The sequence below is a fragment of the Brachybacterium avium genome, from assembly GCF_002216795.1.
GTDB lineage: Bacteria > Actinomycetota > Actinomycetes > Actinomycetales > Dermabacteraceae > Brachybacterium > Brachybacterium avium.
Map to the genome: position 1 here is coordinate 20,170 of NZ_CP022317.1, position 24,852 is coordinate 45,021.

Here is a 24,852-nt window from a genome sequence, read left to right on the forward strand (position 1 = left end):
CCTCCTCGAGTTGGACTCTCAGTGTCGTGTACCCGGAGGTGCTTGGCCAGGGCCTCGGGAGATCGTGCCGCCGTCCTATGCGGTGCGTGGGGAGGGTATGGGACGTCTAGATGTATGAGGGCCAGACGTTGGTGACGCCAGCACGGAGCCGAGATGCTGGGGGATGTCCGCCCGCTCCACTATGGGGGCGGTGGTAGTTGTAGTGGATATTCCAGATTCCGATCGCGGTGTCGCGGGCTTCTTCGCTCTCGAACTCTCGGGCGTATAGCAGTTCCTCGGCCAGGATTCGCTGGTAGCGCTCCACCTTCCCGTTGTGTCGGGGCGTGTAGGGCCTGGTCTTCTGGTGTCGCGTGCGGTTGCCGACGATTCGAGCGAAGTCGGCCGAGCGGTAGCACGCACCGTTATCGGTGATGACGCGGTGGATGTGCGAGATCCCGTGAGCGGCGAACCAGGCCTTAGCTCGGGCGAGGAACGCTGCCGCCGTGGGTCCCTTCTCGTCGGTCAGCGGCTCGGTGTACGAGAGTCGGGAGAATCCGTCGACGGCGGAGTGCAGGTAGGTGTACCCCCGCTTCGCCCCAGCTGACTTCGCGCGACCCGCAGTCCTAGCCTGGTCGCTGTTGCGCCCATGAATGCGCCAGCCGCCACCGTCAGGGATTCGGCCGACCTTCTTCACGTCGAGGTGCACCATATGGCCGGGCCAGTGGGCGGTGATCTTCCCTGGCTTGCGATTGGTGTCGCCGCCAGGGTCGATGAACCGGCGTCGGCCAAGGTCGAGCCGGCTCAGGTGTCGGCTGACGGTACGCCGGTTGATCCTGACGTCCAGCTCGGCGAGCTCGTAGGCAATGCGCTGGGCGGACCACTTGTGCTCTCGCCGCCAGACCTCGATCTGTTGGATGACACAGGCGGCTGTCGCGGTACTGCTGTGGTGGGGCGTCGAAGCACGGTCTTGGAGCCCGGCTTCGCCATGGCGTCTCCACCGGTTGACCCACTTCGAAGCGCACGCGCGTGAGATGCCCATCTCGGCAGCTACGTGCGCGATCGGCCGGGTCAGGCACCGATTCACGAGCCGGCGTCGACCTTCAAGGCTCAACGGAGCATTAGCGTGCGTCACTTGGCAGCCTCCACATTCCGTACCCGCGGGGCGATCATGCGCAGCGTGGGCAGCATCACGAGGAGTGCGAGAGCGGTCAGCGCGGTCGCTGCCCACACGGGACCAAGGTTGCTCGAGCTCTCGAGCGCTACCGCTCCGAGCGCCGGACCAGCAGCGGCCCCGATGTTGAGAGCGGCAGTCGCGTAGGAACCACCCATGGTGGGCGCTTCCGATGCTGCGTAGAGCACTCGAGCGATCATGGTGCTTCCCACAGCGAATGCCAGCATTCCCAGCAGGAACACCAGGACGAGCAGCGGCACGGAGTGCCCAGCAAGCACCGCGAGCAACAGCCACCCAACTAACAGGAGCGGCGCGGCCACAACGAGGAGCGTTCGCGGGTGCTGGTCAGACAGTCGCCCGGCAATGCTGACTCCCATGAAGGACCCGATGCCGAACAACACCAGAGCCACCGGTACCCACACCTGGCCCAGACCCGCTGTCCCGGTCACGACCGGCGCGAGGAACGTAAACGCGGCGAAAGTCCCGCCATTGACCAGCGCAGCGAGCAGCATCGCCGTGAAAAGACGGGGCACGCGGAGCTGCGCCAACTCGAAGGCGAGAGACAGGCCATCGTTGGCTTCGTCCTGCGTGTCTCTCGGCTGTGGACGGATCCCGGTGAGGATGCCGATTGCAGCAGGAACGCACAGGAAGGCTACCGCCCAGAACGTGGCCCGCCATCCCAGCGCCGTGCCAAGTAGAGCCCCCGCGGGAACACCGGCGACCATGGCGATCGTGGTGCCCGAGAGGAGGATGGCAAGAGCGCGGCCCTTCCGGCTGGGGGCCACGAGGCGGGTCGCGGTGCTGAGTGCAACGGCCAGGAACCCGGCGTTAGCAACCGCAGCAACCACACGAGTTGCGAACAGCACGGAGAAGGTCTCGGCAGTGGCGGCGACGACGTGACAGGCAGCGAAGATGACCACGCACCCGAGCAAGGTGGTCCGGGCGGGCCACCGACGGGTGAGAGCTGCCATGGCGGGCGCACCGAGAATCATCCCGACCGCAAAGGCAGAGGTGAGTAACCCAGCTGTGCCGACAGAGACACCGACACTGGCGGCGATGTCTGGCACGAGGCCAGCAAGCATGAACTCAGATGTGCCCATGGCAAAGACAGCCAGGGCAAGCAGGTAGAGGGCGAAGGGCATGGAGGGCTCCGAGGAACGAGAACGAAAAGAGGGAAACGTCTCGTCACCACGGCCAGCGCCCAGGGAGCTGCCCAAGAGCCCGCTCAGCGCACAGGCGCAGGCGGCGGGTTAAGGACTCAGGAGGTCTGGGGGGCTGACGGTGTGACCGAAAGCCCCCTGAGTGTCTGATTCAGGGCACGCCATGCTCCTCACCCTACCGACGCTCCCTCAACACTGCACATCCTTTGCGCGCGCCGCGGCATCGTCATCAACGTCCTGCCCCGCAACATCTAGATAGCCGCCACGGACGATGCCAAGGGTTCGACTGTCAGTCGAGACCGTAGGTCTGCCAGCTCGGGTCGCCTCATTAGCTGCGTCATCTCGTGGGAGAAGATTGAGGTGCTCTTCTGCATCTCGGAACGCACGTGAGGAGGTAGTTCCTGGAGGATGTCGCGGCCGGGTAGATCGATGTAGTGATAGGTCACGATGGCGCTGTAGACCGTGTCGAACGGGACTGGACCGAGATCTCGCGGGTGGATTGGGATGACGATCCCGCGATCGATGCGATCGGACATCCCGGGACGGTTGGCCTGGTAGAGAGTGGGATCCATGAACCTCCCCAAGAGGGGGATCCACAGTCCCATGTGTCCGGTCCACTCCAGCCTCGTTCCGGTGTCGGTGACCGACGGTGTGCGTGAACCGACGTCGACCGTTGCCTCGGGCCACTCGACCGTCGCGCGGACAACGACTGGCTCGCTGTCGACGCCCCAGTCGGCGAGGACCGTGCTGATCCCGTGGATGGCATGGAGGCAGTGGTTCGCGGGGTTGTTCTTCGCGAGTATCTGCCAGGCGTCCGATAGCCGAGCGAGGAGCTCAACTTCGGGGGCGGCTGTGGCCCGCCGCCGCGTGGCCGGTTCGGGTTGTAAGCCGGAGTGAAGGCTCCGTGGTTCTGAGGCTGTGGTGCCCGGCTCCTACGAGCCTTCTCCTTGTCCTTCACCTTCTTCCTCTTTCGACTTACCGGGCTCATGAGGTCATTCCCTTCCGTGTTCTTGAATGCGGTTTGAATGCGTCATCTCGCTGGCTGGGGCCGCGGCTCCATGTAGTCCTCGAGGGTGAGGTCCTTGGTGGCCTCGTAGGTGAAGGGGAACCCCAGGCCCTGATCTGTGGCTCGATCGGTGAGCAGGAGAAGACCCTCGAGTGGCCCGACGTGGGTGACCTCCTCGGTGAGCGACACGTCCTCGATCTGGCCGCTGGCATGGGTCAGGCGGACCGTGGTGACAGCCTCCCTGCGGTTGCCGATCGGCTCGCCGAATCCGAGGTGTGCGCTGGTGATCGGGTCGGTGACGTTCATCGGTGCTCCCAGGAGGTCAGCGTGGTCAGGACACGTCGGTGACGACGGTCTGGTACTGGCCGATGCGCAGCTGCTTGGACGTGGTCAGCTCGACGGGGATCGTGCCGGTCTCACCGGTGTTCGACTCCCACTCGACGCCCCAGTGCGCGGTGATGTTCACGGTATACAGCCCATCGGGCTGTTCATCGCTCATCTGCTCGTAGACGTGTCCGCAGTCGGGGGAGGGGTCGATTCCGGTGCCGGGGTATTCGGTCCCGGGTCCGTCGCACTCGATCGTGGTGCCGTCGCCCATGTCGATCGACATGCCCGTGAACTTGGCCGTCGCGGTGACGGTCACCGCCCCGGCGGAGGCGCTGGTCGTGTTCGGACCCGTCGTGGTCTCCCCGGGGTTGGCCACCCACAGCCACACCGGCAGTCCCACGGCGCCGAGGGTCTCGGTGTCGTTCGGTGTCGAGGCGATCTCCGGGGCCTCTAGCCCCATCTGGGAGACCGCGGTCTGCGCGAGCTCGGCGGGATCCACCTGAGGCGCGGCCGGCTCACCGCCCTCCTGAGGCGCGGGATCCGGAGCGGGAGCCGCCGGCGCTGCCGGATCCGCAGGCTCGGGCTGGCCCTGGGTCATGCCGTCGAAGAAGGCGGTGGGTCCCCCGTTCTGCCCCTGCACGTACGCGCCTTCGGGCTGATACGTGGCTCGAGAGCCGTCGTCGAGGATCTCGACGTTGTCCGGGCGGCTCGAGGACACCGAGGACGGCGACCCGCTTGAGTAGTTCCCGACGCTGGTCCGGCCACCGCTGCTGACGGAGGTGGTTCCCCTCTGCCGCCGCCTCCGGAGGACTTCCCGCCGCCGCCAGAGGACTTGCTCCCCCCGCTCGAGGAGCCGCCGCCCGACGACTTCCCCCGCCGGACGAGCTACCACCCCCACTAGAGGACTTCCCGCCCCCGTTACCAGGGTCCTTCACCTCGACCTTGACGTTCGCACTACCACCATCGTCACCGAGGTCGAGGTCAACACCCCCTTCTGCGAAGGCTTGAGGGAGGAGCAGGAGAGCGATCGATGTTGCTGCGGTGCCAACAGTCAGCCGGCGAAGTGCGCGTCGCATGTCGTCTCCTCGTCGTAGTAGCCCTTCTGCTGGATCATCCACGGCTCTGAGCTCGACTCGCGAACGAGCTTGAACTGGCCGACGACTTTGAGACTCGCGTTGTTGATCTCAACGGGCTTCCCATCCTTGGTCGCCTCGAATCCCGTGCCGTCGTCGCAGAACTCAACCGTGGCGGTGGTGTCTTCCTCTTCGGTGACGGTCCAGTTGGTCAGCTTGCGCTCCCCAGTGATGACGGCCCCGGACTCTGCACGATCTGCGTCGTCCGTCTTCTGCTTCTCCGCGAGCTCGGGGATCAGGAAGTCATCTGCGTAGCTGGTGTCCTTCCAGCCATCGGCCGCGGCTGCATCCGAGGCCTCGAAGTACGCCTCGACACGTTCCTGGGGTGTGGCGTCGGCGGGGTCGGCCGTGGGTGGGGCCTCCTGGCTGGTGGCCGTCGTGGTGGGGTCCTCCTCGCCGTTGCTGCTGGTGCAGGCGGCGAGGGGAAGGGCGAGGAGGGAGGCCATCGCGATCGTGGTGAGTGCTCGCTGTCGGATCATCGGGCGGTCTCCTCGGTGGCGGGGGATGGGGGTGGTCATGGGGGCCTCAGATTGCGATGCGGTGGGCGGCGGGGGTGGTGTACATCAGCGCCTCGGTCTCGGGCATGAGGTCGTAGTCGTCGTCGACGGCGGCGATCTGGGCCTCGAGGTCGTGGGTGATGCGCTGGTGGAGGTCGGGGTCGTAGGCGGCTGCCTGGAGGCGGTAGCGCCAGAGCTGCTCGTGCAGGGACTCGACGAGCAGGCCCCGCTGGGTGGCCCACAGGGTGGTCTCGATGTCGCCGGCGTCGAGGGCGCGCTGGGCGAGCTCGTGCGCGACGTCGAGGACGGTGTCGGTCATCCGGTACTGGAGGGTGATGGACCAGCGGTAGCGGCTGCGGCCGCCGCCGGCGAACGGGGCGCCGCGCACGAGCTTGAGGGCCTCGGCGAGCTGCTCGCTGGTGGCGTCCTGGTGCAGCTCGGCGATCTGCTGGATGTAGGCCCAGTCGGAGGTGATGTGGTCGTCGAGCGTGTAGGACCCGTCGGCGCCGTTGGCGCGGGGGAGGTATCGGGTGCCGTCGTCGGCGGCCCCGAGCCACTTGCGGGCGCGGGAGATGCGCTGGTGGCGGGTGCTGTCGGCGACGCGCTTGCCGGGCCAGAGGTCGGCGCGGAAGTCGTTCTCGGCCTTGCCGGGCTGGAGGTAGATGTAGGTGACCGTCTCGGTGAGCTCGGCGAGGCGCTTGTCCTCGAGGGGGCCGGTCGCGCCGAGGACCTCGACGGGGCCGAGTACGCGGATGTACGGGTGCTCGGCGGGGAGTTCAGGCTCGGCGTCGCGCTGGGCCGCGGTGAGGATCGTGCTGGTGGAGGGCTGCACGATGGCGACGGGGTGCAGCGGCGCCGCGGGAGCTTCCTCTGTGGCCAGCTGCTCGTCGGAGACCTCGTCGGTGGGCTCGAGGGTGGAGGCGGCGCCGAGAGCGCGCAGGACCGCGTCGTAGTCGGCGTCGGTGAGGTGCTGGGGGTGGAGCTCGAGGCCGAGGGGCTCGAGGCGTGCGGCCTCGAGGGACTCGATGTGCATCCTCCACTCGGACAGGTCGGTGTGCTGGTCGCTGGAGATCACGGCGACCGCGATCTGGGGGCGGGCGTCGACGATGGCCTGGAGTCGGCGCTTCTCGGTGAGGGAGAGGTCGGTGCCGATGATGATGATCTCGGGGGTCCAGAGGTCAGTGGCATCGCCTGCCTGGCGGGCGTGCTGCGCCGAGTCGTGGCCGAGCTCTTCGAGGACCTCCTGGTCGCGCTCGAGCTTGGCCTCGAGGTCGTCCAGGAGCTCGGTGACGGTCTCGCGGTAGGTGATCCGGCCGGAGCCGAGGGCGTCCTCGAGCTCGGGGCAGACGCCGACCGTGGTGATCGCGAGGTCATCGGCCCACTGCGACGTGGCCAGGGAGACCGTGAGGGCCCGCATGACGGGCATGGAGGTCTGGGAGGCGGCGTGGATGCCGAGTGCGGCGAGGTGCTCGAGGTCGACGAGGATCTGGTACCCGTCGGAGTCGGTGCCGATCGTGACGAGCGCCGGGTAGGGCGCGACGATGTCCGCGATCGTCTCGTCGTCGGCCAGGGCGGCTGTGCGGGGCAGCAGCCACGTGGCGGGGTCATCGGTGGCCTCGAACGGCGCGGGCAGCTCGTGGGGCGCCGAGGCGTACAGCTCGAGGTGGTCATCGGTCAGGCGCGCGAGGCGGACATCGGGAAGAGTCTGGCCGTCGCGCAGCTGGAGCGCGGAGAGGGTGCGCAGAGCGCGGTCGACGAACCCGAGCACGGTGGGGTCCTCGATGCGGGTGAGGCGGACCTGGTCGAGGTCGACCGTCGCGGCCTCGGGGATCCTCTGGTCAGCACGGCGCTTGCGCTGGGTGTACAGGCGGCGAGCCAGGACCGCGCCGAGGATGCTGGCGGCGAAGATCGAGCCGACCCCGGTCCACGGCACGGTGGAGGTCTCCTCGGCCTCGGCGCTGGGAGCCGATGCAGGGGCAGGGGTCTCGGCGCCGGCGGGCGCGGCGTCGGTCGCGGTATCTGCCTGCGGGGTCTCGGCGGCGGGAAGCGCGTCGCTGGCCGCGTCGACTGCCTGCTCGGCCGCCTCGGCGGCGCCGGCGGCCTCCTCGCTGGAGGGCGCCTCCTCCTGATGGGAGGGCTGCTCGTCGGCCTGGTGCGTGGGGACGGCGGGGGCATCGGTGGGCACGCGCAGCGTCCAGCCGATGTCGATCTGGTCGGGGTCCTCGAGGTGGTGTCCGCCGGGCTGGGTGATGTGTGCGGAGCCTTCGGCGATCTCGGGCCACCGGTCGGCGTCGCCGAGGTGCTCGTCGGCGATCGAGCTCAGGCTCTGCCCACGCTCGACGGTGACCGTCTCGTACTGCTGCTCAGCGCCCTGGGGAGCTGTGTCGATGGCGGGGACGCCGGGGATGGTCAGCTTCCATCCGGGCTCGAGGAAGGGGTCCTCTCCGACGCGGAGCGCGCCGCCGTCCGGCTGGATCTTGCCGTCGTTGGCCTTCACGATCTCGCTCCACTGGCTGCCGGAGCCAAGGTGCTTCGCGGCGAGATCCCAGGCGGTGTCTCCGGGCTGCACGGTGATGACGAGGTCCTCGGTCGTGGCGGCGGAGGTGTCCTGCTGGGCGCTCTGGGTCTCGGTGGACGGCTGCTCGGCGGGCATGGCGGGGGCCTCTCCGGTCTGCACGGCTGGTGCGATCTCGGCCGGGGTCTCGGCCATCGCGGCGGGCGCACCGAGCCCGGCGATCGCGGCAACGAGGACGGCTGCGGCGCCCTGCTGGGCGCTGAGCCCGCGCAGCTGCGGAGTCGGGATGTGGCGCATGCGGGCGATGACCTCGACCACCACGGACAGGGTGAAGGTGGCCCAGGCGATCCACCCGATCCACACCACCACGAACAGCAGGAAGCCGATCGAGTCGTTGGTCGTGAACAGGTGCGCGACGTCCTCGGCGCCCGGGAGCTGCTGCGGGATCGGGTTCCCGTAGAAGGTGAGCAGGGCGAGCGGGATCCCGCCGATGAGGGCGGCGAGCACGACGAGGGCGCCGAGCGCCTTAAGCGGCTTGATCATGGGAGGACCTCCGTCTGTCCCTGGATGAGGTCGACGCGTGCGGTGCGGGTCGCGGAGACCGAGTGGATGCCGATGAGGCCGAGGAAGACGGTGTCCTCGGAGCTGGTGACCGTGACCTCGATCGTCGTGGGGTCGATGACGCGGGCTGAGCCGGTGGCCCCGGCCTGCGCGAGGTAGCTCTCGGCGGCGGTGGCGGCGCCGCTGGCGCTCAGCTGCGCGGGCTGCGTGTCCGAGGGGAGGGACTCCAGGGGCTGTGCGCCGACGCGTGCGGCGTCCTGCGCAGTCGCTGAGGCCTCCGCGGCCGCGTTCATCTTGGCGCCGCCGTCGACGACGAGGCCGATCACGAGGAACAGGGCGACGACGATGACGATGGCGAGCTCGGAGACCTCGCCGCGCTCGAGCTGCTTCCGGATCCGGGTCATGACCGCTCCCTGTAGGTGTCGAGGGGGCTGGTGGACTCGACCGTGATCGTTCGCGTACCGGGGAGGCCGGGGACGGGGATCACCTCGGCGTAGGGCAGGGTGCAGGTGATGGTGCTGCGGACGGATGAGGTCTGCCCGGGGGCTGTGGTGAAGGCGGCGGCGTCGACGTCGACGGACACGTTGGTGCAGGAGATCCCTCGCTGCTGGAGCTCGCTGGTGAAGGCTCCCTCGACGCGCTGGACGGCATCGGCCTGACTCGTGGCCAGGGATGCGGCACGGGCGGAGGAGTGCGCTGCGGTGGTGACGGCTTGCTGGCCGGTGGCGAAGCTGGCGACGGCGAGGAGCACGCCGAGGATCAGGAAGAGGGCGGGGGCGATGATCGCGGCCTCGGTGCTGGAGGATCCGCGCTCGAGCTCGAGACGGGTCATCGACTCGCTCCTCTCTGTGCTGGGACACCTATAGTGTGCACGCTGGCATGTTTAGTGTCAACAGCTTTACGGAACGTAGTGTTCGGTGGGGATGGTGACGGTCTGCTCGATGGCGGGCAGCTCGTACAGGGGGATGAGGGACAGTGCGCGTCCGCGGACGGTGACGGTGATCGCCTGGTCCGTCTGCGATGAGGTCACGGTGTAGTCGCGCAGCACACCGTCGGCGTTCACGGTGAGGGCGGCCGTGGTGGCCTCGGTCGAGGAGCGATTGGACTGGTAGGTCGCCGCAGCTGTTGCGCCCTCTCGGGCGGAGTGGACGGCGATGCTGCGTGCATGAGCCCAGATGCCGACCTGGATGATCAGGAAGACGATCACGAAGACGGTCGGGATCACGATGATCGACTCGGCGGAGGAGCCGCGCTCGAGCTGTGCTCGGCGTCCGGGGTGTCGTCCTCGTCGACCGGGAGGACGGCAGCGCTGAGGGGCCGAGCGTTGGCTCGGCCCCTCAGCACGGACCCAGGTCACGAGGGCAGCTCGCCGATCTTGCTGTAGACGTAGGCGCCGATCGCGGCGACGACGGCCAGCGCGAGCGTGACCAGGGCGACGGTGACGATGATGGTCTCGGTGCTGATCGCGCCGACAGTCGCCGACTGACGCGCGCGCTGCGCGTGGTCGCGAACGAAGCTGGTCAGGTACGAGATGAGGATCTTGAGGGCTTCCATGGGTGTGGGTCCTTTCCGGGTCTACCCCTCTACCGCGGTTTCGGACCCGTCGTGTGACCGGATCCTCCCAACATCTTTACAGGTGCCGGGGTATGGCGGTAAGGGCGTGGCTCAGTACGACAGGAGATTGAGGATCGAGGGGGTGATGAGCAGGGCGATGAACGTGACCGCGAGGATCGCGAGGGGAGCGACCATGCCCTCGCTGCGGGCGTTGGCGACTCCCTGCTCGTCGCGGAGCTGGGCGTTGCGCATCGAACGCGCGCGTGCGTGAAGGTTGTCCTTGATCGAGGCTCCTTCCTCTCCGGACAGGCGGATGATGTCGGCGATCTCGTTGAGGTCGTTGACGCCGATCTCTTCTCCGAGCTCGCGCAGGTCATTCCAGGCATCGGTGCCTCGCAGCCGCGAGCGTTCGATGAGCTGACGGATGCGGGCGAACAGCTCGTGGTCACCGATCGAAGCGGCCTCCGTCATCGCCTGCGCGGGGCCGGCGCCGCCGTTGCGGGAGAGAGCGACGAAGTCGACGTAGCTGGCGAGGACCTTGGAGTAGTGCTGCCGCTCCTCGGCAGCACGCTGACGGACCTCGAGGTCGGGCAGCAGGAAGAACACCAGGGCCAGGACGAGCATCGCTCCCACGGACCCGACGAGGGGCAGGGGGATCTGAGCGATGTAGGCCAGTGCCGAGAGGATCGCCGGGAGGGACAGGCCGAACAGCGCGGCCTTGGCCTTCTTGCCGTAGAACGTGCGGCTGCTCCAGCCGATCAGCGCGAGATCTCGGCGGGGAGTGACGATCAGGGGGAGCTGGGTGAGGGTGCGCTCGGCCCAGGCGCCGAGGCGCTCCTCGAATCCCTCGGGTTCGGCATCGGGGCTCTGCGAGGCGTCAGGAGCCGCGGTGAGCCGCTCGACCGCTGAGGACAGGGCCGGCTGCGTCGGCATCGCGGCTCGGATGAGGACGAAGATGCCGGCGCCGATGGTGGCTCCGACGAGCAGGACGATGGGGGTCATCGTGCGCCTCCAGTGGTGCGAAGGATCCGTCGGCCCTTGGGGGTGCGCGAGGCCATGTTCATCCACCACAGCGATGCGAGGAACGCTGCGGTGAGGACCGAGAGGATGAGCTGGCCCAGGAGGGTCTGGTACGGCTCGACGTAGGTCGGATTCGCCACGAACAGCAGCAGCAGGACGACCACGGCGATGATCGTGATGATCCGTGCGTTGGCGCGGGGCTTGGCCCTGTCGGCCTCGATCTCGCGCCGGGATGCGACGTCGTCGGAGATCATCTCCGCTGCCCCGTCGAGCACCTTGGCGAGGCCGGGCCCGCGCCGGAACGATCCCAGCAGGAGGGAGCCGGCGAGAACGTCCCCTGTGGGATCGTCCAGGTCGTCGGCGAAGCTCTCCAGCGCAGTGCTGATGGGGACACCGGCCTGGAGTCGGGCGACGAGCCGGCCGACCTCGCGCTTGATGGGATCGGCAACCGAGGCCCGGGAGGCGATGATCGCCTGCTCGAGGCTGGCCTGGGCGCCGAGCACGGCGCTGAGGGATCGCGTCCACTCCTCGAGGGCGTTGAGCCTCTCGATCGGGGCCTTCTCGCTGGAGCGGGGGACGATGTACGGCAGCAACAGGGCGAGGGCGGGAAGTGCGGGCAGAGCCACGAAGTACCCGGTCACCAGCCAGAGCAGGCCTCCGAGGACGGTGGCGGTGAGGATCATGCCGCCGTGCCGTCGTTGCGTGGGGGTGAGCCGTCGGGAGCGCTTGGTCTTCTCGGTGACGGGCTGGGGGATCAGTCCGGTCACCAGCAGCCAGATGCCCAGGATCAGGGCGATCGCGCTGAGGGAGGCGAGGAAGGGGATCATCATCGGCTCCTCGGGGTGAAGGTGTCGGTCTCGGTGAGCATGTCGGCCATCTCGTGGAGCTGCTCGGCCAGCAGGGCGCGGTCGAGCTCGTCGAGCGCGAGCGGGTCGGCTTCGGGGGAGTGCCTCGCGGTGATCGCCACCGCGTACCAGCCCATGGCGTCGAAGGTGCTCATGAGATCTCCGGGAAGGTGGTGGGGTCCTCGCGCAGGTGCGGCCTGAGGTCGTCGTAGAACGGGGGCGAGAGGCGCTGGTGGATCTGGCCGTCGCTGTACTCCCACAGCTGCGTGGAGGCCACGCGCCCGTCCTCGCCAGGGCTGTACGTGGTGACGTTCGTGATCCGCCGGCCGCGGGGGGCCTGACCGGTCCAGGGGTTGGGCTCGGCCAGGGGGATGACACCGACGTAGATCGCGAGGTCGATGTTCTCGGCGACCTGGCGGCGGGCGAAGTCTTCCGTGACCCTGCCGTCCTTGCGGGCGAGAGTGACGATGCGCTCGGGGACGGCGGCGGCGGACTTCGCGTGGATCGTGGACATGCTGCCGGCACCGGTCTGCATCGCCTCGAACATCGCGATCACCTCCGGGCCGAGCAGCTCGCCGACGATGAGCCGGTCGAGGTTGTGGCGGAAGGATCGCTGCGCCCAGTAGTCCATCGGGATCTCGCCGATCGGGCGGCCAGCAGCGTCCTTCTCGCTGCTGCCGGGGATGGCCTCCCAGGGGATCAGTCGTGGGTGGCGTTCATCGCCGAGTTGCTCGAGGTGCAGCTCGTAGACGGACTCGATGGTGCCGATCTTCTCGGCGGGCTCGATCTCGTTGATCAGCGCGCGGAGCAGGGTCGTCTTGCCGGCGCCGCGGTCACCCGCCACGATGATCGACTTCTTCGCCCGGACGGCCGCGCGGAGGAAGGACGCGAGCTCGGGGGCATGAGGTCGAGGTCGACGAGGTCGGCGAGCGTGATGTCGATGAGGCGGTGAATGCGGATAGTCGCGATCGGCTTGGGCATCACCCAGCCTGTCGCCTCCAGTCGGGCGTTGTGGCCGAGGTTGAGCTCGAGGTTCGGGTGGGCGGGGTCGAAGTTGCGGCCGGCCTTGTGGGCGTAGTGGGCGAGCATGCTGAGCAGCTCTTCGTCGGAGTCGGCGATCGGGTCGACGTACTCGAAGGCGCCGTGGCCGGTGCGCTGGACGATGACCTTCTGGTGGCCGTACAGCTCGATGTTCTCGATCGTGTCGTCGTCCAGGAGGGGCTGGAGGCGTCCGAAGCCGAACACGGCCTCGAGGACGGCCTGGCTCAGCGCTCGGCGCTCTTCACCGGACCATCGCGCCTGCCCCTGGTTGATGCGCAGCCGCTCCTGGTCGTCGATGAGGTGGGTGATCAGGGAGATGGCCTGTGCCTTCTGGTCCTCGAGGGGGAGGTCGAAGGAGTCTTCGCGGGAGAGGTGCTCGGAGACGTCGTTGCGCAGGCGGGTGACGATCTTCCAGTCGGTGAAGCGCTGCGCCGGCTGTGGCTGGTCCGGCTTCTCGTCTTGGCGCACGAGGTGTGGTCGGGGGGCGGGGGCGGTCGGGACGATGTCCAGCGGGGCGTCGTTCTCCTCGTCCAGGCCGATCAGAGGCAGGCTGGCGAAGTCGGGCAGCTCGGCGGGGTTGGAGTTCATCAGGCGTCTCCTCGCAGGTTCTGGATGGCAGCACGTCGCTTCCTGGCAGCGGTGCTGATGGAGTCGGCCAGCGACCGCAGGGAGCGGATGTAGGAGCTCGAGTCGAACCCCCGGGGTCGGGGGCGGCCGTGTGCGAAGGCCGCGGCGTGCTTGGGGGCCCAGGGGAGGGATCCCAGCGACGGCTGCCCCAGTGCGCGCGATGCCTCGCTCTCGGAGTAGGTGTCGGGGGCGTCGATGGTGATGAGGTGCAGAGCGGGGGCCTCGATGTCGCCGGACTCGGCGAGCCGGCGGTGGGTGATGGTGCTCTTGGCGGCCACGGTCGCGGTGACCGTCGGTTGGAGCACGAGCGCGGTCACGTCGGAGATCTTGAGGATCGGTGCAGCCATGAAGGGGGCGTGGAACCTGCCGATGTCCACGAGCACATCGATGCCGGCTCGCTCGAGGTCGTACAGCGCCATCGCCAGCGCGTCCCACCTCGAGGAGAGTGCGCGACCTTGGAGGGGGTTGCTGATCCCGGGCACGAGCCGGCGGAGGGGCTCGGTGTCGTCCGTGAGGGGGATCGACTGCTCGAGCAGCTTCTCCTCGAAGTCCTGGCCGGGGGTGAGGTCGATGACGGTGCTCTGGGGGCTGATGCTCCCGGCGAAGAATCCCGCCAGGGTCGAGCTCACGCCGAGGGTGTCGGCCTCGAGGAGGATCACGTCGCGGGGCCAGGCGAGGGCCAGGCCGAGAGCGGTCGTTGAGACACCGGGGGATCCTGAGGATGAGGTCAGGGAGATCAGCACGTCACTCCTCCTCGGGGACCAGGATCACGCCGATGCGGCCGGTGGCCGACAGGGCTGTGAGCGTTCCGGCCTGGTCGTCGGAGACCAGGACGTCGACGACGTAGGTGCCGTCGGTGGACGGCTCTCCGAGAGCCTGGATCGTTCCGTTGACGGTGGGCGCGTCACCGCTGGGCGGGTCGTCGCCGGACTTCGGGGTGCCGACGATCTGGACGGGATCGCCCGGGTCGACGTTCTGGGTCGGGATCTGCCCGGGGGCGACCTTGATCCCGACGATCGCCGTGCCCTCTCCCGGCACGGAGGCGGCACTGACCTGGCTGGGGGAGAGGAGCGCGCCCTGCTCCAGGGAGGTGGTCGTGCGCTGTCCGACAAGGCTGTCGAGCTCGCTGCCGGAGATCACCGCGGACCCCGAGGGCACGTTGACATCGCTGGTGGTGAGGTCGTCGGCCGTGATGACCTGCCCCTCGGGGACGTCTGCTGCCGCGACGACGACCTGGCTGGTCGTGGACAGGCGGTCGGAGATCCACCAGGCGCCGAGCGCGCCGACGACGAGCAGGGCGATGCCGAGGGCGAGCATCCTCGGCCGGCGCCGCCGCTTGACGGGGGTGCCGGATGAGGCGGTGGGGACCGGATCGGGCGTCAGCTCGGTGGTCGACGTGTCGTCGTCCTTCTTCCGGGACAGCAGGGGGAGGGGCACGGTGGGTCCTTTCGGTCAGCCCTTGAGCCGGCGGAGGCTCTCGAGGATTCCCTCTTCGGTCCAGCCGTCGATGGCGTCGGCATTCTCGAGGAGGTAGGTGATGGCGGCGCGGGTGATGACGTGGTCCTGGAGCGACGGGCTGCGCTGCTCGGCCGGCAGAGGCTTCTCGGCGGCGTTGCGCGCGCTGTTCAGGCGTCGACGCAGACGGGCGATCTCGTCGATCTGCTCGGACCGGAGGCGGGCCTCCTTGCGCACGAGCTCGTCGTAGGAGGGGGTGGGGGAGGGCGCCGGGGAAGCACTGGGGGAGGTCTTCTCCGTGGTGGCGGTGGACTGCGGCCCGTCGTTCTTGCGGATGGTCTTGCGCAGCGACACGGTCTTGGACATGGGTGGCTCCTGGTGTCGTCGGGTCAGAGGGTGGCGATGGAGGACAGCAGCTCGAGCGCCGCGGCGTGGTACTCGCTGGCGGCCTTCCGGGCGTTCGCGCGGCGGCTGGTTCCTGCGGAGACGAAGACCCCGTCCTGGTAGGCGTAGGGGAATGCGCGGAACAGATGGATCGCCGACTTGAACACCGGCTGGTTCGCTTCGGCGAAGAACTCGCGTGCCGCGGTCTCCTGCTCGGGGCTGCGGGAATCGACCTTGGTCAGCAGCACCGAGTAGGGCTTCTTCGTAGGCACCACCAGTTCGTTGATGTACCTGTCGGCCGGCTCGAGAGAGAGTCCGTCGACCTCGGAGGAGACGAGGATGAAGTCCGAGACCTCGAGGTAGGCGGCAACGAGATTCTGCTCGTAGCGGCTGCCGGGGGTGTCGATGAAGACCAGGTCGTAGTCCGCGGCGATCTCGGGGACGCTCCCCAGCTCGGCAGGGTCCGAGAGGATCGCGATGTCGAACGGGGTGTTGTCCTCGCCGACCTGGTCGACCCAGCGGCGGAGCGATCCCTGCTCATCGCCGTCGATGACGAGGACGCGCTTACCTGTCGCGGCGACGGTGGCGCCGACCTCGGCCACTGTTGTGGTCTTGCCGACGCCACCTTTCTGGTTGCAGACGGTCACGATTCGGGTGGTCATGGGGTGGCTCCTTCGGGCGGGTGTAGTCAACACCTTACCGGAAATACGAGGTTACGAGAACCCGAACCTACGAACCAGCGTTCTCGGTGTGTCGGGATCCCTCGGTGGCATGGTCGTTCACGATCTCTTCGGCCAGCTCACGGCGCCGGGTCTGGTCTGCATCGATCTGCGCCTGGTGCCGTTCGATGAGGGCGCCGAGGACTTCGTCGATCACGTCGTAGTCCTCGGCGACCCGGAGCGCCGAGTGCTGGGCCTTCGTCAGCTCGAGAGCGATCGGCACCGGGCACCGGACCAGAATCTCGTCCTGCTGAGTGACCTCGGTGACCTGTCGGTCCAGTTCGCGGGGCAGCGGCTTGGGGAGGCGGGTGAGGGTGAAGAGTCCGCCGAGCACGACGAGCGGGAACCACCAGAGCGAGGTTGCTCCGTTCAGGTACAGGTAGCCGGCGGCTGCGAGGGCGACGATGGTGAGGGGGATTAGGAGTCGGGCATCGGCCCGGGCGACCGGCTGGAGCCGGTCGTGTCGTGCGTGGTGGCGTTCGATGAGCGCGGCGGCACTGCCGCGGGTGATCGCGGCCCAGGACGGGGGCATCGCCTTGTTCTCGGAGATCAGGATCGCGGTGTCTGTGGGGTTGGCGGAGAGGTGGACGCGCTGGGGGTTGGTGCTCATGCCGGGGTCTCCTCGGTCTTCTGCGCTGCGGTGCGCAGCTGCTCGTTCTCGTCGAGCAGTGCGAGGTACTCGCGGGCTGGGACGATCAGGTTCTTGTCGTACTTGGCGGCGTGCTCGGCGCGGGCGCGTTCGGTGGTCATGAGAGGTCTCCTTCCAGGAGCGTGAAGAGGTCCAGCTGGGTGGGACGGTCGTGGTGGTCGAGGTGGCACTGGCAGGGGGAGGGCTCGCTCTGGGCCTGTTGCGTGGTGGCCGCCGTGCAGCTGTCGTGGTGACCGTGTTGGCAGGCGGGGCAGGCAGGGATGAGCGTGGTGGCGCTCACGAGAGCTCCCGCGGGCCGAGCTCGAGCTGCCGGTCGGTGCTCTCCGTGACGGCGCGGGCGATGCGCTGGGAGAGCCGAGAGGCGCGCTTTCGGACGGCGGCGGGGGTGAGGTCACCCAGATCGAGGCTGTCGAGATCGATGCCGGTGTCGGGGGAGTAGATCGCCAGGAGGAACCGCGCCTCGTCGAGGGTGATGATCTCTCGGTCGCGCGCCCAGGCCAGGCTCTCCAGCAGATCGATCTGGCTCTCGTGGGCCGTCGCGGGGCGGGTGAGCCGGGCCTCGAGCTCGACGACCGAGGGGATCTCGTCGGTCTCCGTCTGCTGCTTGCGCCAGTCGGCCGGCTGCTGCGTCATCCAGTCGGCGTCCATGGCGTCCAGCTGCGTGCGCACCTGCCCGAGGAGCCGTGCGGCCACGCGCGTGGTCTTCCGGCGGATCCAGGGGTTCTCGAGGGCGTCGTAGAAGACGTCGATCACGGTGCAGAACGCGTCGGCGCGGTTGTTGTTGGTGAACCACGTGAACAGGTGGTGGTTCCAGGCGAGCGATGAGAGGCCGGGCCGCATCGCGTACAGCAGGAGCTGGCGCGCCTGGGGGTCGGTGTCGGCCCGGGCGATGAGGGTGTGCAGCGCGTGGTCGGTGGCGTCGTAGTCCCCGCGGTGCTCGAGAACGGCGAACAGTTCACGGACCGTGGTGGCTGAACCGACAGGGGCCGTGAGGGGCTGCTCGCGCATCGCGTCGAGGTTGGCGAGCAGGCCGGCGTTGATGGACTCGATGGTCGGCTGGGTGGTCTCCATGGTGGCTCCTCGTCAGGGGAGTGGACGGGTTGGTTCCACGCTGGAGAGAGGGCCTTGCCCTGGATCTTGCCCGCGGGGGCAAGAAGACGATCGGGTTTCTTGCCCCTCGCGTTTCTGCTGGTCAGACGGGGGTGCCGTTGTAGCTCGGGGGGTGGCGGAAAGTTCCTTCGGATGGGTGGTCACAACGGGGTGCGCTGGACGCGGTAACGGGGTGACACCGATCCGGAGGAGATTCCGATGACCACCACGCTCGACCTCGACGTCTCGTACGCGGCGCTGTGTGCTGCGGGGGCTGTGTGCCGTCGCGAGCGCCGGCTGCGCGCCTCTCTGGCGGCCCTGCTCGCCGACCCGCGAGACGTCGGCGCGTGGGCGGAAGTGCGCAGCTGCACGCGCCCCGAAGAGGAGCAGCTGCTGCGTTCGGATCTCGCTCTGCTGGAGACGGTGTCCCAGAGCGGGAGTGCGGGGACGGGCATGGGTGGCTCCCCCCGCACTCCCTTCCCCGAGGAGGAGTCGTGCTGACCCTGTGGCGCAAGAAGACCGCCCCCGACCCCGAGAGCGACGCCCCGGATGAGGCGGCATCGACCGAACGCGACACCCCTGCGGATGAGACTCGCGAGAGCAAAGCCGAGCCGGACCTCGCCCATGGGTGGACCAACGGGGAGCGGCTCAAGTCGATCGCGGCGACCGGCGTCGTCGTCGGCCTGTGCCTCACTGGCCCTGCCGCTCTCGGCCTCCACTTCTTCGGGAGCGACCCCGCTCCCCAGACGGCCGCTGTCGAGGTCCAGGACCCGGCTGCCTCCCAGCGCGTCTCGGAGTTCGCCACGAGCTTCGTGACCCAGTACCTGACCGCGGCACGAGGCCAAGAGGATCAGGTGACCGCGATGCTCGCCCAGGGGGCCGGCCGGCGGCTGAGCCTGCCGGAGAAGCCCTCCCCGATCGGAGCCGCAACCCCCGGCGAAGCGGTGCAGACCTCCGACGGAAGCTGGGTCGTCACCGTCGCGGTCGACCAGCCCAGCGAGACCGGCGCCGCTATCCGCCGCTACTGGCAGGTGCCGGTGCTCACCGACGAGGCAGGCGGCATCGCCGCGGCCGGGCTGCCGTCCCTCGTTGCCGCGCCGACCGCCGGAGACCTCGAGGTCGACCAGGGCGACGCCATCAACGACTCCGCCGTGCAGGACACCGTCACGGCCTTCATGCAGGCATACCTCACCGGGCAGGGAGAAGTCGCCCCTCTGACGGCCCCCGAGTCGTCGCTGAGCGCCGTGCAGCCCACCCCGTTCCAGGAGCTGTCGATCTCGTCGCTCACCACGACCCAGCAGCTCCCCGAAGAGCCAGCCGAGGGAGACCTCCTGCGAGCACAGATCTCCGTCACTGCGACCGCAGCTGACGGTGGCAGCGCCCGACTCGACTACACGGTCGAGCTGCGCTACCGCGATCGCTGGGAAGTCGCCGCGATCAACCCCACCACCGCAGGTCCCACCACCACCACCACAGGAGAGCAGTCATGAACGACCTCATCATCCAGGCCGCCGGCGTCATCCAGACGGACGGGACGCTCCAGGCAGCCGGATTCTTCGATCAGATCAACACCTTCGCGGGGCTCGCGGAGGAGACGGCCAAGGTCTTCTTCGGGGCGGGCTTCATCGTCGGCGCCGCCATCCAGTGGGTCAAGAACAAGTTCTCCGTGGCGAGCGGCATCGCCGGCATCTTCCTCGCCGTCATCGGCGGCGCGATTCTCGCGCAGATGGACATGTTCCAGCAGTCGGCAGAGGACACGATCCCCGACGCGGCGCCGGTCGTGAACGAGTCCACGCTCCTGGAGGCGCAGCCCCAGCTCGAGGACCCGATCGTGCTCACCGTCGACGACCTGGGCTACGCAGCCTGATCCGCCATGAACGAGCAGCCGCAGGCCGTCGTCAGGTTCTACACCCTGGCCAGGAAGATCCCCTTCCTGCTGGGGAAGCTCGGCGACTGGGTGCTGCCCGGGGGCCCCTACACCCTGGCCCAGGGCGGCGCATTCATCGGGGTCGCTTTTATCGGACAGAAGACCATGCCGCTCTGGGCCTCGAACATGGCCCCGATCTTCGCCTGGATCCCAGTGCTCGTCCTCGCCGCCGCCAGCGCACTCGCTGCGGGGCACATCCCCCTCAAGGGCAGGAACCCGCTGATGATCCTCTGGGGCGTCATCGGCTACGCCGACGCACCGGCGTGGGGTCGACAGGCCGGCAACACCGTCGCCCTCAAGAGGACTCGCACGGTGAGGCACCGCAGTACCTCACCCACATGGCGACCGGCTCCGTCTGAAACCGCCGAGGAACCCCTCGACGAGGTCGAGGCCCCCGAGGATCTCGCCAGCGTTGTCCTCGAGCCCGCGATCGCGACAACGCCAGGGGCGGGCTCGGCCGTCGATTCACGGCCAGATGGCGGCCCCTCTCCTCACCAGCTCAACGAGGTGCAGCAGCTCCTTGCTGCATCGGCACAACGGAGGTAGCCATGCTCCACCCCGCTTCGATTCGCGCAGGGCATCTGATGTGGACCCGCCAGGGCACTTGCTGGGCCATCTGGCAGCTCGAGGGCATGTCCTACGGGATGCGCCCGGTCAAGGAGAAGGCAGCCGCGCGTGCGGCTCACCAGGCGATGTTCCGTGTCCTCACGGGGGAGTCGATGCTCCTGAGCGTCGTCGTCGCCCAGGATCCCGTGAGCATCGTGCAGCGCATGATCGAGGACGTCGACCTCGAGGAGCGCGAGGCGTGGGCCGAGGAGGCCGAAGCCCGCCTCGACGACCTCGAGGGAACCCAGGCCGGGGACCGTCTCTACTTCCTGTGCGTGCCGCTGCCCAACTCCGGGATCCGCAAGCTCACCGTCCCGCGAAGGCGGCGACCCAGAACGTGAAGGCGCACCTGGGGCTCCCTCACTACGGAGTCACCCAGCAGGAGATCACGTACCGCATGGGGCAGGCCTCGCGCGTCGAGGCGATGATCCCCAAGACGTTCTCCCCTCGACGCTCGAGCGTCGCGCAGCAGGTGTGGCTGGACTACCACCTCCAGTACCGCGGCATCGACGCCACAGCGTTCACCCACGAGGACTTCGAGAGCCTGGTGCCAGCTCGCCACATCGGTGAGCCCGTCATCGACGAAGGCGGAAAGTCGGACGAGCAGACCAAGGCGTCCAAGCTCAACCCCTTCTCCCACCGGTATGTGAAGATCGGCGACGAGGAGATGTTCTCGCAGGACATGGCCTCCTACCAGTCCATGTTCGCGCTGACCGGGCTGCCCGCGGGAGGTCTCGCGTGGCCGGGCTCGGAGATCCTCGGCGACATCGACTCCTACGTCCCCGGGGCCGACTGGGTCCTGCGGATGCGGTCGCGCTCCTCCGACGCCGCCAAGCGGGCGAACCGCACCGCGATGGCCAGGATCAACGACCAGCTGGACCAGCGCGCGAACGAGGTCGGAACGGGTCAGCACGACCTGGACGCCGCCGTGGACGCGCTCACCGCCCTCGACGAGACCCTCGCCCACGACCCCAACGAGGTCGAGATTCAGCCCGTGATCCTGTTCGCGGTCTGCTCGGACAGTGCCGAGGACGTCACCCAGCGCTCCCGCGAAGCCGTCAAGATCCTCCAGGACCAGGACTTCTCCGTGCGTCACCCCGCCGGCTACCAGGAGGACCTCTGGTGGAGCTTCGTGCCCGGCGCCGCCCTGACGGCGAAGGTGAACGAGTTCGCTCAGATCACCACATCCCGCGACCTCGCCGGACTCGTGCCGATCACCGTCGCCAAGCTCGGAGACGACAAGGGCGCCCTGCTCGCCGAGAACCAGACGTCGGGGTTGCTGTCGATGGTCCACCTCGATCTGCCGGGCATGCTCCGCTTGCGCGATAAGTCGGGCTGCATCGGCGTGACCGGAGATCTCGGCTCGGGGAAGTCCACCACCCTCAAGATCATCATCAAGGCGATCGTGGACTGCTGGGGTGGGCAGATCATCGCTACCGACCGCTCTGAGACGGGGGAGTGGGTCTCCTACGTCAAGACGCTCACCAGACCAACGGTCGTCGACCTCATCGAGCCGGAGTTCTCCGTGGACCCCCTGCGCATGTTCGATCCCGACCGCGCAGCCACCGTCGCGAGCAACTTCCTGGTCACGCTCCTCAACGTTGACCCGACCGACGAGGAGGGCGTGCTGTTGGGCAACCTGCTGAGCCAGGACTACCTCGAGGACCACCAGCTCGAAGGCCTGGGCGCGCTGCTCCAGCACCTCACCGAGCTCGGCAAGGACGACGAGGTCGCCCGGAAGCTCGCGGGTCAGATGAACGTGTACGCGCGCAAGCCCTTCGCACGGGCGCTGTTCGACGACTCGCTCCCGCCGCTGCCCTGGCGGGAGTCCTCGGCGATCGTCATCCGCACCAACCGGGTCGAGATGCCGAAGACGAACGAGCTCGACAACCCGAATATCTACAAGACGATGCGCCTGGAGAAGCGGTTCGGCCGTGCGGCCTACACCCTGATCAGCACCCTCGCCCGCGTGATCTGTTTCGACGACCCCACACGGTTCGCTGCCTACATCGAGGACGAGGCGCACAACGCCACCGGCAACGACTTGCAGGTCGGTGAGATGACCACCTTCGTGCGCGATGGACGAAAGCACTTCGCCGTGCTCGTCCTGGGCAGCCATGACCCCGAGGCTGACTTCGGCGACGAGACGATGCGTGGCCTGATCCCGATCCGGATCGTGCATCGCCAGGAGGACGAGACCCTCGCCAAGAAGTCATTGCGCTGGCTGGGCATGGATGCCGAGGACGAGGACCTGGTCAACGAGCTCCGCACCGACACCTCGCCCCAGATCGGCAACCAGGTCCCGCGCGAGCGTCGAGGCGAGGCCTACATGCGCGACGCCACCGGCACGATCGGCCGGATCCGCACACTGCTCCCTGCCGCCGCAGCTTCCCGAGAGGCCGCGAGCACCACCCCGAAGGCAGGCGTCACCCATGAGTGAAGCGCTCCCCCGGCTGCGCGAGTTGTTCATCCCGCACCACCTGCCCAACCTGATCCGAGCGATCCTCGCCCGGCCCCGACTGGTGATGTGGCTCCAGATCGCCCTGGTCGCCTACCTGATGATGTTCCTGGCGGCTCCGCCGGCGATGGCGGCGCCCCCGAACCCGCTCGAGGCCCTCGACCGCGCGGACTCCGCCGGCTACCAGATCAGCAACTACAACGTCGAGTACCTCATCGATCAGCTCTCCCTCGACGCCCCTGGTCAGAACATGACCGCATGGTTCGTGAAGTTCATCTGGGACGGCTACCGGTACGGGATCGGTGCTGCGGCACTCATCATCGATCTGGCCCTCGGCTTCGGCTGGCTCGACTACCTCACCTACCCCGTCGAGCAGACCGCGGAGGTCCTCGACAAGCTCCTCGACCAGATCCCTGCCGCCCGCGAGCTTCTGATCACCCTCGCCATCGGCTGGGGCATCACCCGCATGTGGCTCGGGCAGGCCGCACGCGGCCTCACCGACATGGTCGGAAGCATGGCCGCGTGGGGGATCAGCGCCGCCATCCTGGTCAACCCCGTCACCTGGCTCACCGGCCCCGAGGGCGTCCTGCCAAAGACCAAGGAGGCCGGCCAGCAGTTCAGCGCCCAGCTGGTCGACCCCGACGCCGCCGCGGGCGCCGCCGACCCCGCCGACGCTGCCGGATCCCTCGCGCAGCAGATCGCCACCATCTTCGTCAGGAAGCCCCACCAGTTCGTCGCCTACGGCGGACTCTCCGACGGCGGGGGCTGCGAGCAGACCTACAACGACAACCTCACCAGCAGCGGCAAGGACCTCGCCAACGCCATGCTCAAGTGCTGGCCGGACGCCGAGAGCACCATCAAGAACCCCTCCACCGTGACGTTGCTGACCGCGGTGATCATCGCCGTCGGAGCTCTCATCCTGATCGGGATCGCCGTGCTGTGCTCGGCGGTCATCCTGTACGAGGTCGTCAACATCCTCATCGCCGGCATCCAGCTCGTCTGGGAGCTGTTCCGCGCGGTCGGACCGGGCGGCTCCTACCTCGGCCTGTTCGGGCAGGGCTGGAACGTCGTCGAGTCCATCCTCGCGATGTTGTTCGTGATCATGATCAACGCCCTCTATCTCGGGGTGGTGACGTACACGTTCAACAACTGGGAGGAGGAGATGATCACGATGTTCCTCATCGTCGACGTCATCCTCCTGGTCATGATCGCGGTGATCCTCCGTACCAGGGCGAAGCTGCGCAAGCACTTCGAGCGGATGAAGGAGCGCACGCGGGCGAAGGGGAAGAACGCCCCGGTGCCGCAGCGGTTGCAGTCGATGGGGCGAGGAGGCTTCGCCGCGGGGGTGTCCACGGCCGCGGGCAGCAAGTTCGCGAACGTCGCCGGCCGCGCCGGATCCCGAGTGGCCCGCGGTGCTGTCGGCGTCGGCCGCCGCGCCGGCGGCATGGCCCTGGCTCCAGCCCGTGCCGCGACGCGAACGGTCTCACGGCCGGGATTCATGGGTGCACGGCTGGGCAGCGGGATGCTCCACAAGGCCGGAATCCACGACAAGGCCAGCCACCGCAAGATCCGGGGCGTCGCGCACTCCATGGGTGAGCGGAAGTGGCGGAAGAAGGAAGCGAAGAGGGCCGAGAAGCGAGAGATGCGGCAGGAGCGCCGGGTGCGCGGCAAGCACTGGACATGGGGCGGCGGCACTCGCGATGTCGAGCAGCGTGCCGCGATGCAGGAACGGAATCTGTCCGCGGCACCCGGCAATCGTGGGAAGCGGCCCCAGCGCCGCTCTTCGGCACAGCCCGGGCCCGAGCAGGAGCCTCGTTCATCGCGACGCAGGAGTTCCGCTCCCAGCTCGCGCCAGCAGGGCTCTGCCGACGCCGCGTCGCGCCGAGCGAACCCCGGCCCGGACTCGGCCAAGCGCAGCAGCCGATCGCAGACCCCCGCCTCCCGTCCTGGCGAGCGGGCTACCCAGCAGTCCGGACGCTCGCAGCCGGGCGCCGCGAGCGGGACCGGGGCCGCCAAGGACCGCCTGAACGCCAAGATGCGCAGTCGTGCGCGATCGACGGGGCCGCGCCCGCAGACGACCCGTCGCGTCCGCCAGGCGCGGGACCGCGCTCGCTCGTCGGCTGCATGAC

General features: G+C 68.4%; 29 protein-coding genes. 7 read left to right on the forward strand and 22 right to left on the reverse strand.

The genetic code is table 11. The features are described from left to right. Positions 1 to 106: 106 nt before the first annotated feature. The 22 genes from CFK39_RS15585 to CFK39_RS15685 form a co-directional block, all read right to left on the reverse strand. A complete protein-coding gene (locus CFK39_RS15585) occupies positions 107 to 1,111 on the reverse strand; it encodes an IS481 family transposase (protein ID WP_089066498.1) in 1,005 nt (334 codons plus the stop codon). Then, on the reverse strand, positions 1,108 to 2,292 hold the full coding sequence (locus CFK39_RS15590) for a Cmx/CmrA family chloramphenicol efflux MFS transporter (RefSeq protein WP_015780278.1): 1,185 nt from the start codon (positions 2,290 to 2,292) through the stop codon (positions 1,108 to 1,110). The genes CFK39_RS15585 and CFK39_RS15590 overlap by 4 nt, the downstream gene beginning before the upstream one ends. Positions 2,293 to 3,340: 1,048 nt before the next feature. After that, positions 3,341 to 3,622 carry a hypothetical protein gene (locus tag CFK39_RS15600; RefSeq protein ID WP_089066500.1) on the reverse strand — a complete coding sequence of 94 codons (282 nt, stop codon included), beginning with the start codon at positions 3,620 to 3,622 and terminating at the stop codon, positions 3,341 to 3,343. A gap of 25 nt (positions 3,623 to 3,647) precedes the next feature. Continuing rightward, positions 3,648 to 4,361: an ATP/GTP-binding protein gene (locus CFK39_RS15605; RefSeq protein ID WP_089066501.1), complete on the reverse strand. Its 714-nt coding sequence runs from the start codon at positions 4,359 to 4,361 to the stop codon at positions 3,648 to 3,650. Positions 4,362 to 4,694: 333 nt separating this feature from the next. Continuing rightward, on the reverse strand, positions 4,695 to 5,222 hold the full coding sequence (locus CFK39_RS15610) for a hypothetical protein (RefSeq protein ID WP_157697274.1): 528 nt from the start codon (positions 5,220 to 5,222) through the stop codon (positions 4,695 to 4,697). Positions 5,223 to 5,301: 79 nt separating this feature from the next. Further along, a complete protein-coding gene (locus CFK39_RS15615; RefSeq protein ID WP_089066503.1) occupies positions 5,302 to 8,331 on the reverse strand; it encodes a LysM peptidoglycan-binding domain-containing protein in 3,030 nt (1,009 codons plus the stop codon). Then, a complete protein-coding gene (locus tag CFK39_RS15620; RefSeq protein WP_089066504.1) occupies positions 8,328 to 8,753 on the reverse strand; it encodes a pilus assembly protein TadG-related protein in 426 nt (141 codons plus the stop codon). The genes CFK39_RS15615 and CFK39_RS15620 overlap by 4 nt, the downstream gene beginning before the upstream one ends. Then, a complete protein-coding gene (locus tag CFK39_RS15625) occupies positions 8,750 to 9,181 on the reverse strand; it encodes a TadE/TadG family type IV pilus assembly protein (RefSeq protein ID WP_089066505.1) in 432 nt (143 codons plus the stop codon). Before CFK39_RS15625 ends, CFK39_RS15620 begins: the two co-directional genes overlap by 4 nt. Positions 9,182 to 9,247: 66 nt before the next feature. After that, positions 9,248 to 9,706: a TadE/TadG family type IV pilus assembly protein gene (locus tag CFK39_RS15630; RefSeq protein ID WP_089066506.1), complete on the reverse strand. Its 459-nt coding sequence runs from the start codon at positions 9,704 to 9,706 to the stop codon at positions 9,248 to 9,250. Next, the gene (locus CFK39_RS15635; RefSeq protein ID WP_089066507.1) at positions 9,703 to 9,903 is read right to left on the reverse strand and encodes a hypothetical protein; all 201 of its coding nucleotides are present in this window, start codon (positions 9,901 to 9,903) and stop codon (positions 9,703 to 9,705) included. The genes CFK39_RS15630 and CFK39_RS15635 overlap by 4 nt, the downstream gene beginning before the upstream one ends. A gap of 111 nt (positions 9,904 to 10,014) precedes the next feature. Next, positions 10,015 to 10,905, reverse strand: a complete 891-nt coding sequence (locus CFK39_RS15640) for a type II secretion system F family protein (protein WP_089066508.1) — start codon at positions 10,903 to 10,905, stop codon at positions 10,015 to 10,017. Beyond that, positions 10,902 to 11,753, reverse strand: coding sequence for a type II secretion system F family protein (locus tag CFK39_RS15645; RefSeq protein WP_245823033.1), 852 nt, complete (start codon positions 11,751 to 11,753; stop codon positions 10,902 to 10,904). Before CFK39_RS15645 ends, CFK39_RS15640 begins: the two co-directional genes overlap by 4 nt. Beyond that, on the reverse strand, positions 11,750 to 11,923 hold the full coding sequence (locus tag CFK39_RS16315; RefSeq protein ID WP_157697276.1) for a hypothetical protein: 174 nt from the start codon (positions 11,921 to 11,923) through the stop codon (positions 11,750 to 11,752). The genes CFK39_RS15645 and CFK39_RS16315 overlap by 4 nt, the downstream gene beginning before the upstream one ends. After that, a complete protein-coding gene (locus CFK39_RS15650) occupies positions 11,920 to 12,612 on the reverse strand; it encodes an ATPase, T2SS/T4P/T4SS family (RefSeq protein ID WP_245823034.1) in 693 nt (230 codons plus the stop codon). The genes CFK39_RS16315 and CFK39_RS15650 overlap by 4 nt, the downstream gene beginning before the upstream one ends. Further along, positions 12,564 to 13,397 (reverse strand): hypothetical protein, encoded by an 834-nt coding sequence (locus tag CFK39_RS17085; RefSeq protein WP_245823035.1) that lies wholly within the window; start codon positions 13,395 to 13,397, stop codon positions 12,564 to 12,566. The genes CFK39_RS15650 and CFK39_RS17085 overlap by 49 nt, the downstream gene beginning before the upstream one ends. After that, positions 13,397 to 14,179 carry a CpaE/TadZ family protein gene (locus CFK39_RS15655; RefSeq protein ID WP_089066510.1) on the reverse strand — a complete coding sequence of 261 codons (783 nt, stop codon included), beginning with the start codon at positions 14,177 to 14,179 and terminating at the stop codon, positions 13,397 to 13,399. The genes CFK39_RS17085 and CFK39_RS15655 overlap by 1 nt, the downstream gene beginning before the upstream one ends. Position 14,180: 1 nt before the next feature. Continuing rightward, entirely contained in the window at positions 14,181 to 14,873 is a 693-nt protein-coding gene (locus tag CFK39_RS15660) for an SAF domain-containing protein (RefSeq protein ID WP_089066511.1), read from the reverse strand. 15 nt (positions 14,874 to 14,888) lie between these two features. Further along, entirely contained in the window at positions 14,889 to 15,257 is a 369-nt protein-coding gene (locus CFK39_RS15665) for a hypothetical protein (protein WP_089066512.1), read from the reverse strand. A gap of 23 nt (positions 15,258 to 15,280) precedes the next feature. Further along, positions 15,281 to 15,937 carry a ParA family protein gene (locus CFK39_RS15670; protein ID WP_089066513.1) on the reverse strand — a complete coding sequence of 219 codons (657 nt, stop codon included), beginning with the start codon at positions 15,935 to 15,937 and terminating at the stop codon, positions 15,281 to 15,283. Between the two features lie 67 nt (positions 15,938 to 16,004). Further along, on the reverse strand, positions 16,005 to 16,604 hold the full coding sequence (locus CFK39_RS15675; RefSeq protein WP_089066514.1) for a hypothetical protein: 600 nt from the start codon (positions 16,602 to 16,604) through the stop codon (positions 16,005 to 16,007). Further along, positions 16,601 to 16,744 carry a hypothetical protein gene (locus tag CFK39_RS16320; protein ID WP_157697277.1) on the reverse strand — a complete coding sequence of 48 codons (144 nt, stop codon included), beginning with the start codon at positions 16,742 to 16,744 and terminating at the stop codon, positions 16,601 to 16,603. The genes CFK39_RS15675 and CFK39_RS16320 overlap by 4 nt, the downstream gene beginning before the upstream one ends. A 175-nt stretch (positions 16,745 to 16,919) precedes the next feature. Beyond that, positions 16,920 to 17,714, reverse strand: a complete 795-nt coding sequence (locus tag CFK39_RS15685; protein ID WP_089066516.1) for a hypothetical protein — start codon at positions 17,712 to 17,714, stop codon at positions 16,920 to 16,922. Positions 17,715 to 17,951: 237 nt separating this feature from the next. Between CFK39_RS15685 and CFK39_RS15690 the strand changes: the two genes are divergently transcribed. Genes CFK39_RS15690 through CFK39_RS15715 form a run of 7 tightly spaced genes read left to right on the forward strand, consistent with a single transcriptional unit; the run spans position 17,952 to position 24,851 of the window. Beyond that, positions 17,952 to 18,233, forward strand: a complete 282-nt coding sequence (locus CFK39_RS15690; protein WP_089066517.1) for a hypothetical protein — start codon at positions 17,952 to 17,954, stop codon at positions 18,231 to 18,233. Next, the gene (locus CFK39_RS15695; RefSeq protein WP_089066518.1) at positions 18,227 to 19,222 is read left to right on the forward strand and encodes a conjugal transfer protein; all 996 of its coding nucleotides are present in this window, start codon (positions 18,227 to 18,229) and stop codon (positions 19,220 to 19,222) included. Before CFK39_RS15690 ends, CFK39_RS15695 begins: the two co-directional genes overlap by 7 nt. Then, positions 19,219 to 19,599: a hypothetical protein gene (locus CFK39_RS15700; RefSeq protein WP_089066519.1), complete on the forward strand. Its 381-nt coding sequence runs from the start codon at positions 19,219 to 19,221 to the stop codon at positions 19,597 to 19,599. The genes CFK39_RS15695 and CFK39_RS15700 overlap by 4 nt, the downstream gene beginning before the upstream one ends. Positions 19,600 to 19,605: 6 nt before the next feature. Then, complete coding sequence (locus tag CFK39_RS15705) at positions 19,606 to 20,205, forward strand: hypothetical protein (protein ID WP_089066520.1); 600 nt, start codon at positions 19,606 to 19,608, stop codon at positions 20,203 to 20,205. 2 nt (positions 20,206 to 20,207) lie between these two features. Continuing rightward, on the forward strand, positions 20,208 to 20,606 hold the full coding sequence (locus tag CFK39_RS16325; RefSeq protein WP_157697278.1) for a hypothetical protein: 399 nt from the start codon (positions 20,208 to 20,210) through the stop codon (positions 20,604 to 20,606). Beyond that, the gene (locus CFK39_RS15710) at positions 20,603 to 22,705 is read left to right on the forward strand and encodes an ATP-binding protein (protein WP_157697279.1); all 2,103 of its coding nucleotides are present in this window, start codon (positions 20,603 to 20,605) and stop codon (positions 22,703 to 22,705) included. Before CFK39_RS16325 ends, CFK39_RS15710 begins: the two co-directional genes overlap by 4 nt. Then, positions 22,698 to 24,851 (forward strand): hypothetical protein, encoded by a 2,154-nt coding sequence (locus tag CFK39_RS15715; protein ID WP_157697280.1) that lies wholly within the window; start codon positions 22,698 to 22,700, stop codon positions 24,849 to 24,851. The genes CFK39_RS15710 and CFK39_RS15715 overlap by 8 nt, the downstream gene beginning before the upstream one ends. Position 24,852 lies beyond the last annotated feature (1 nt).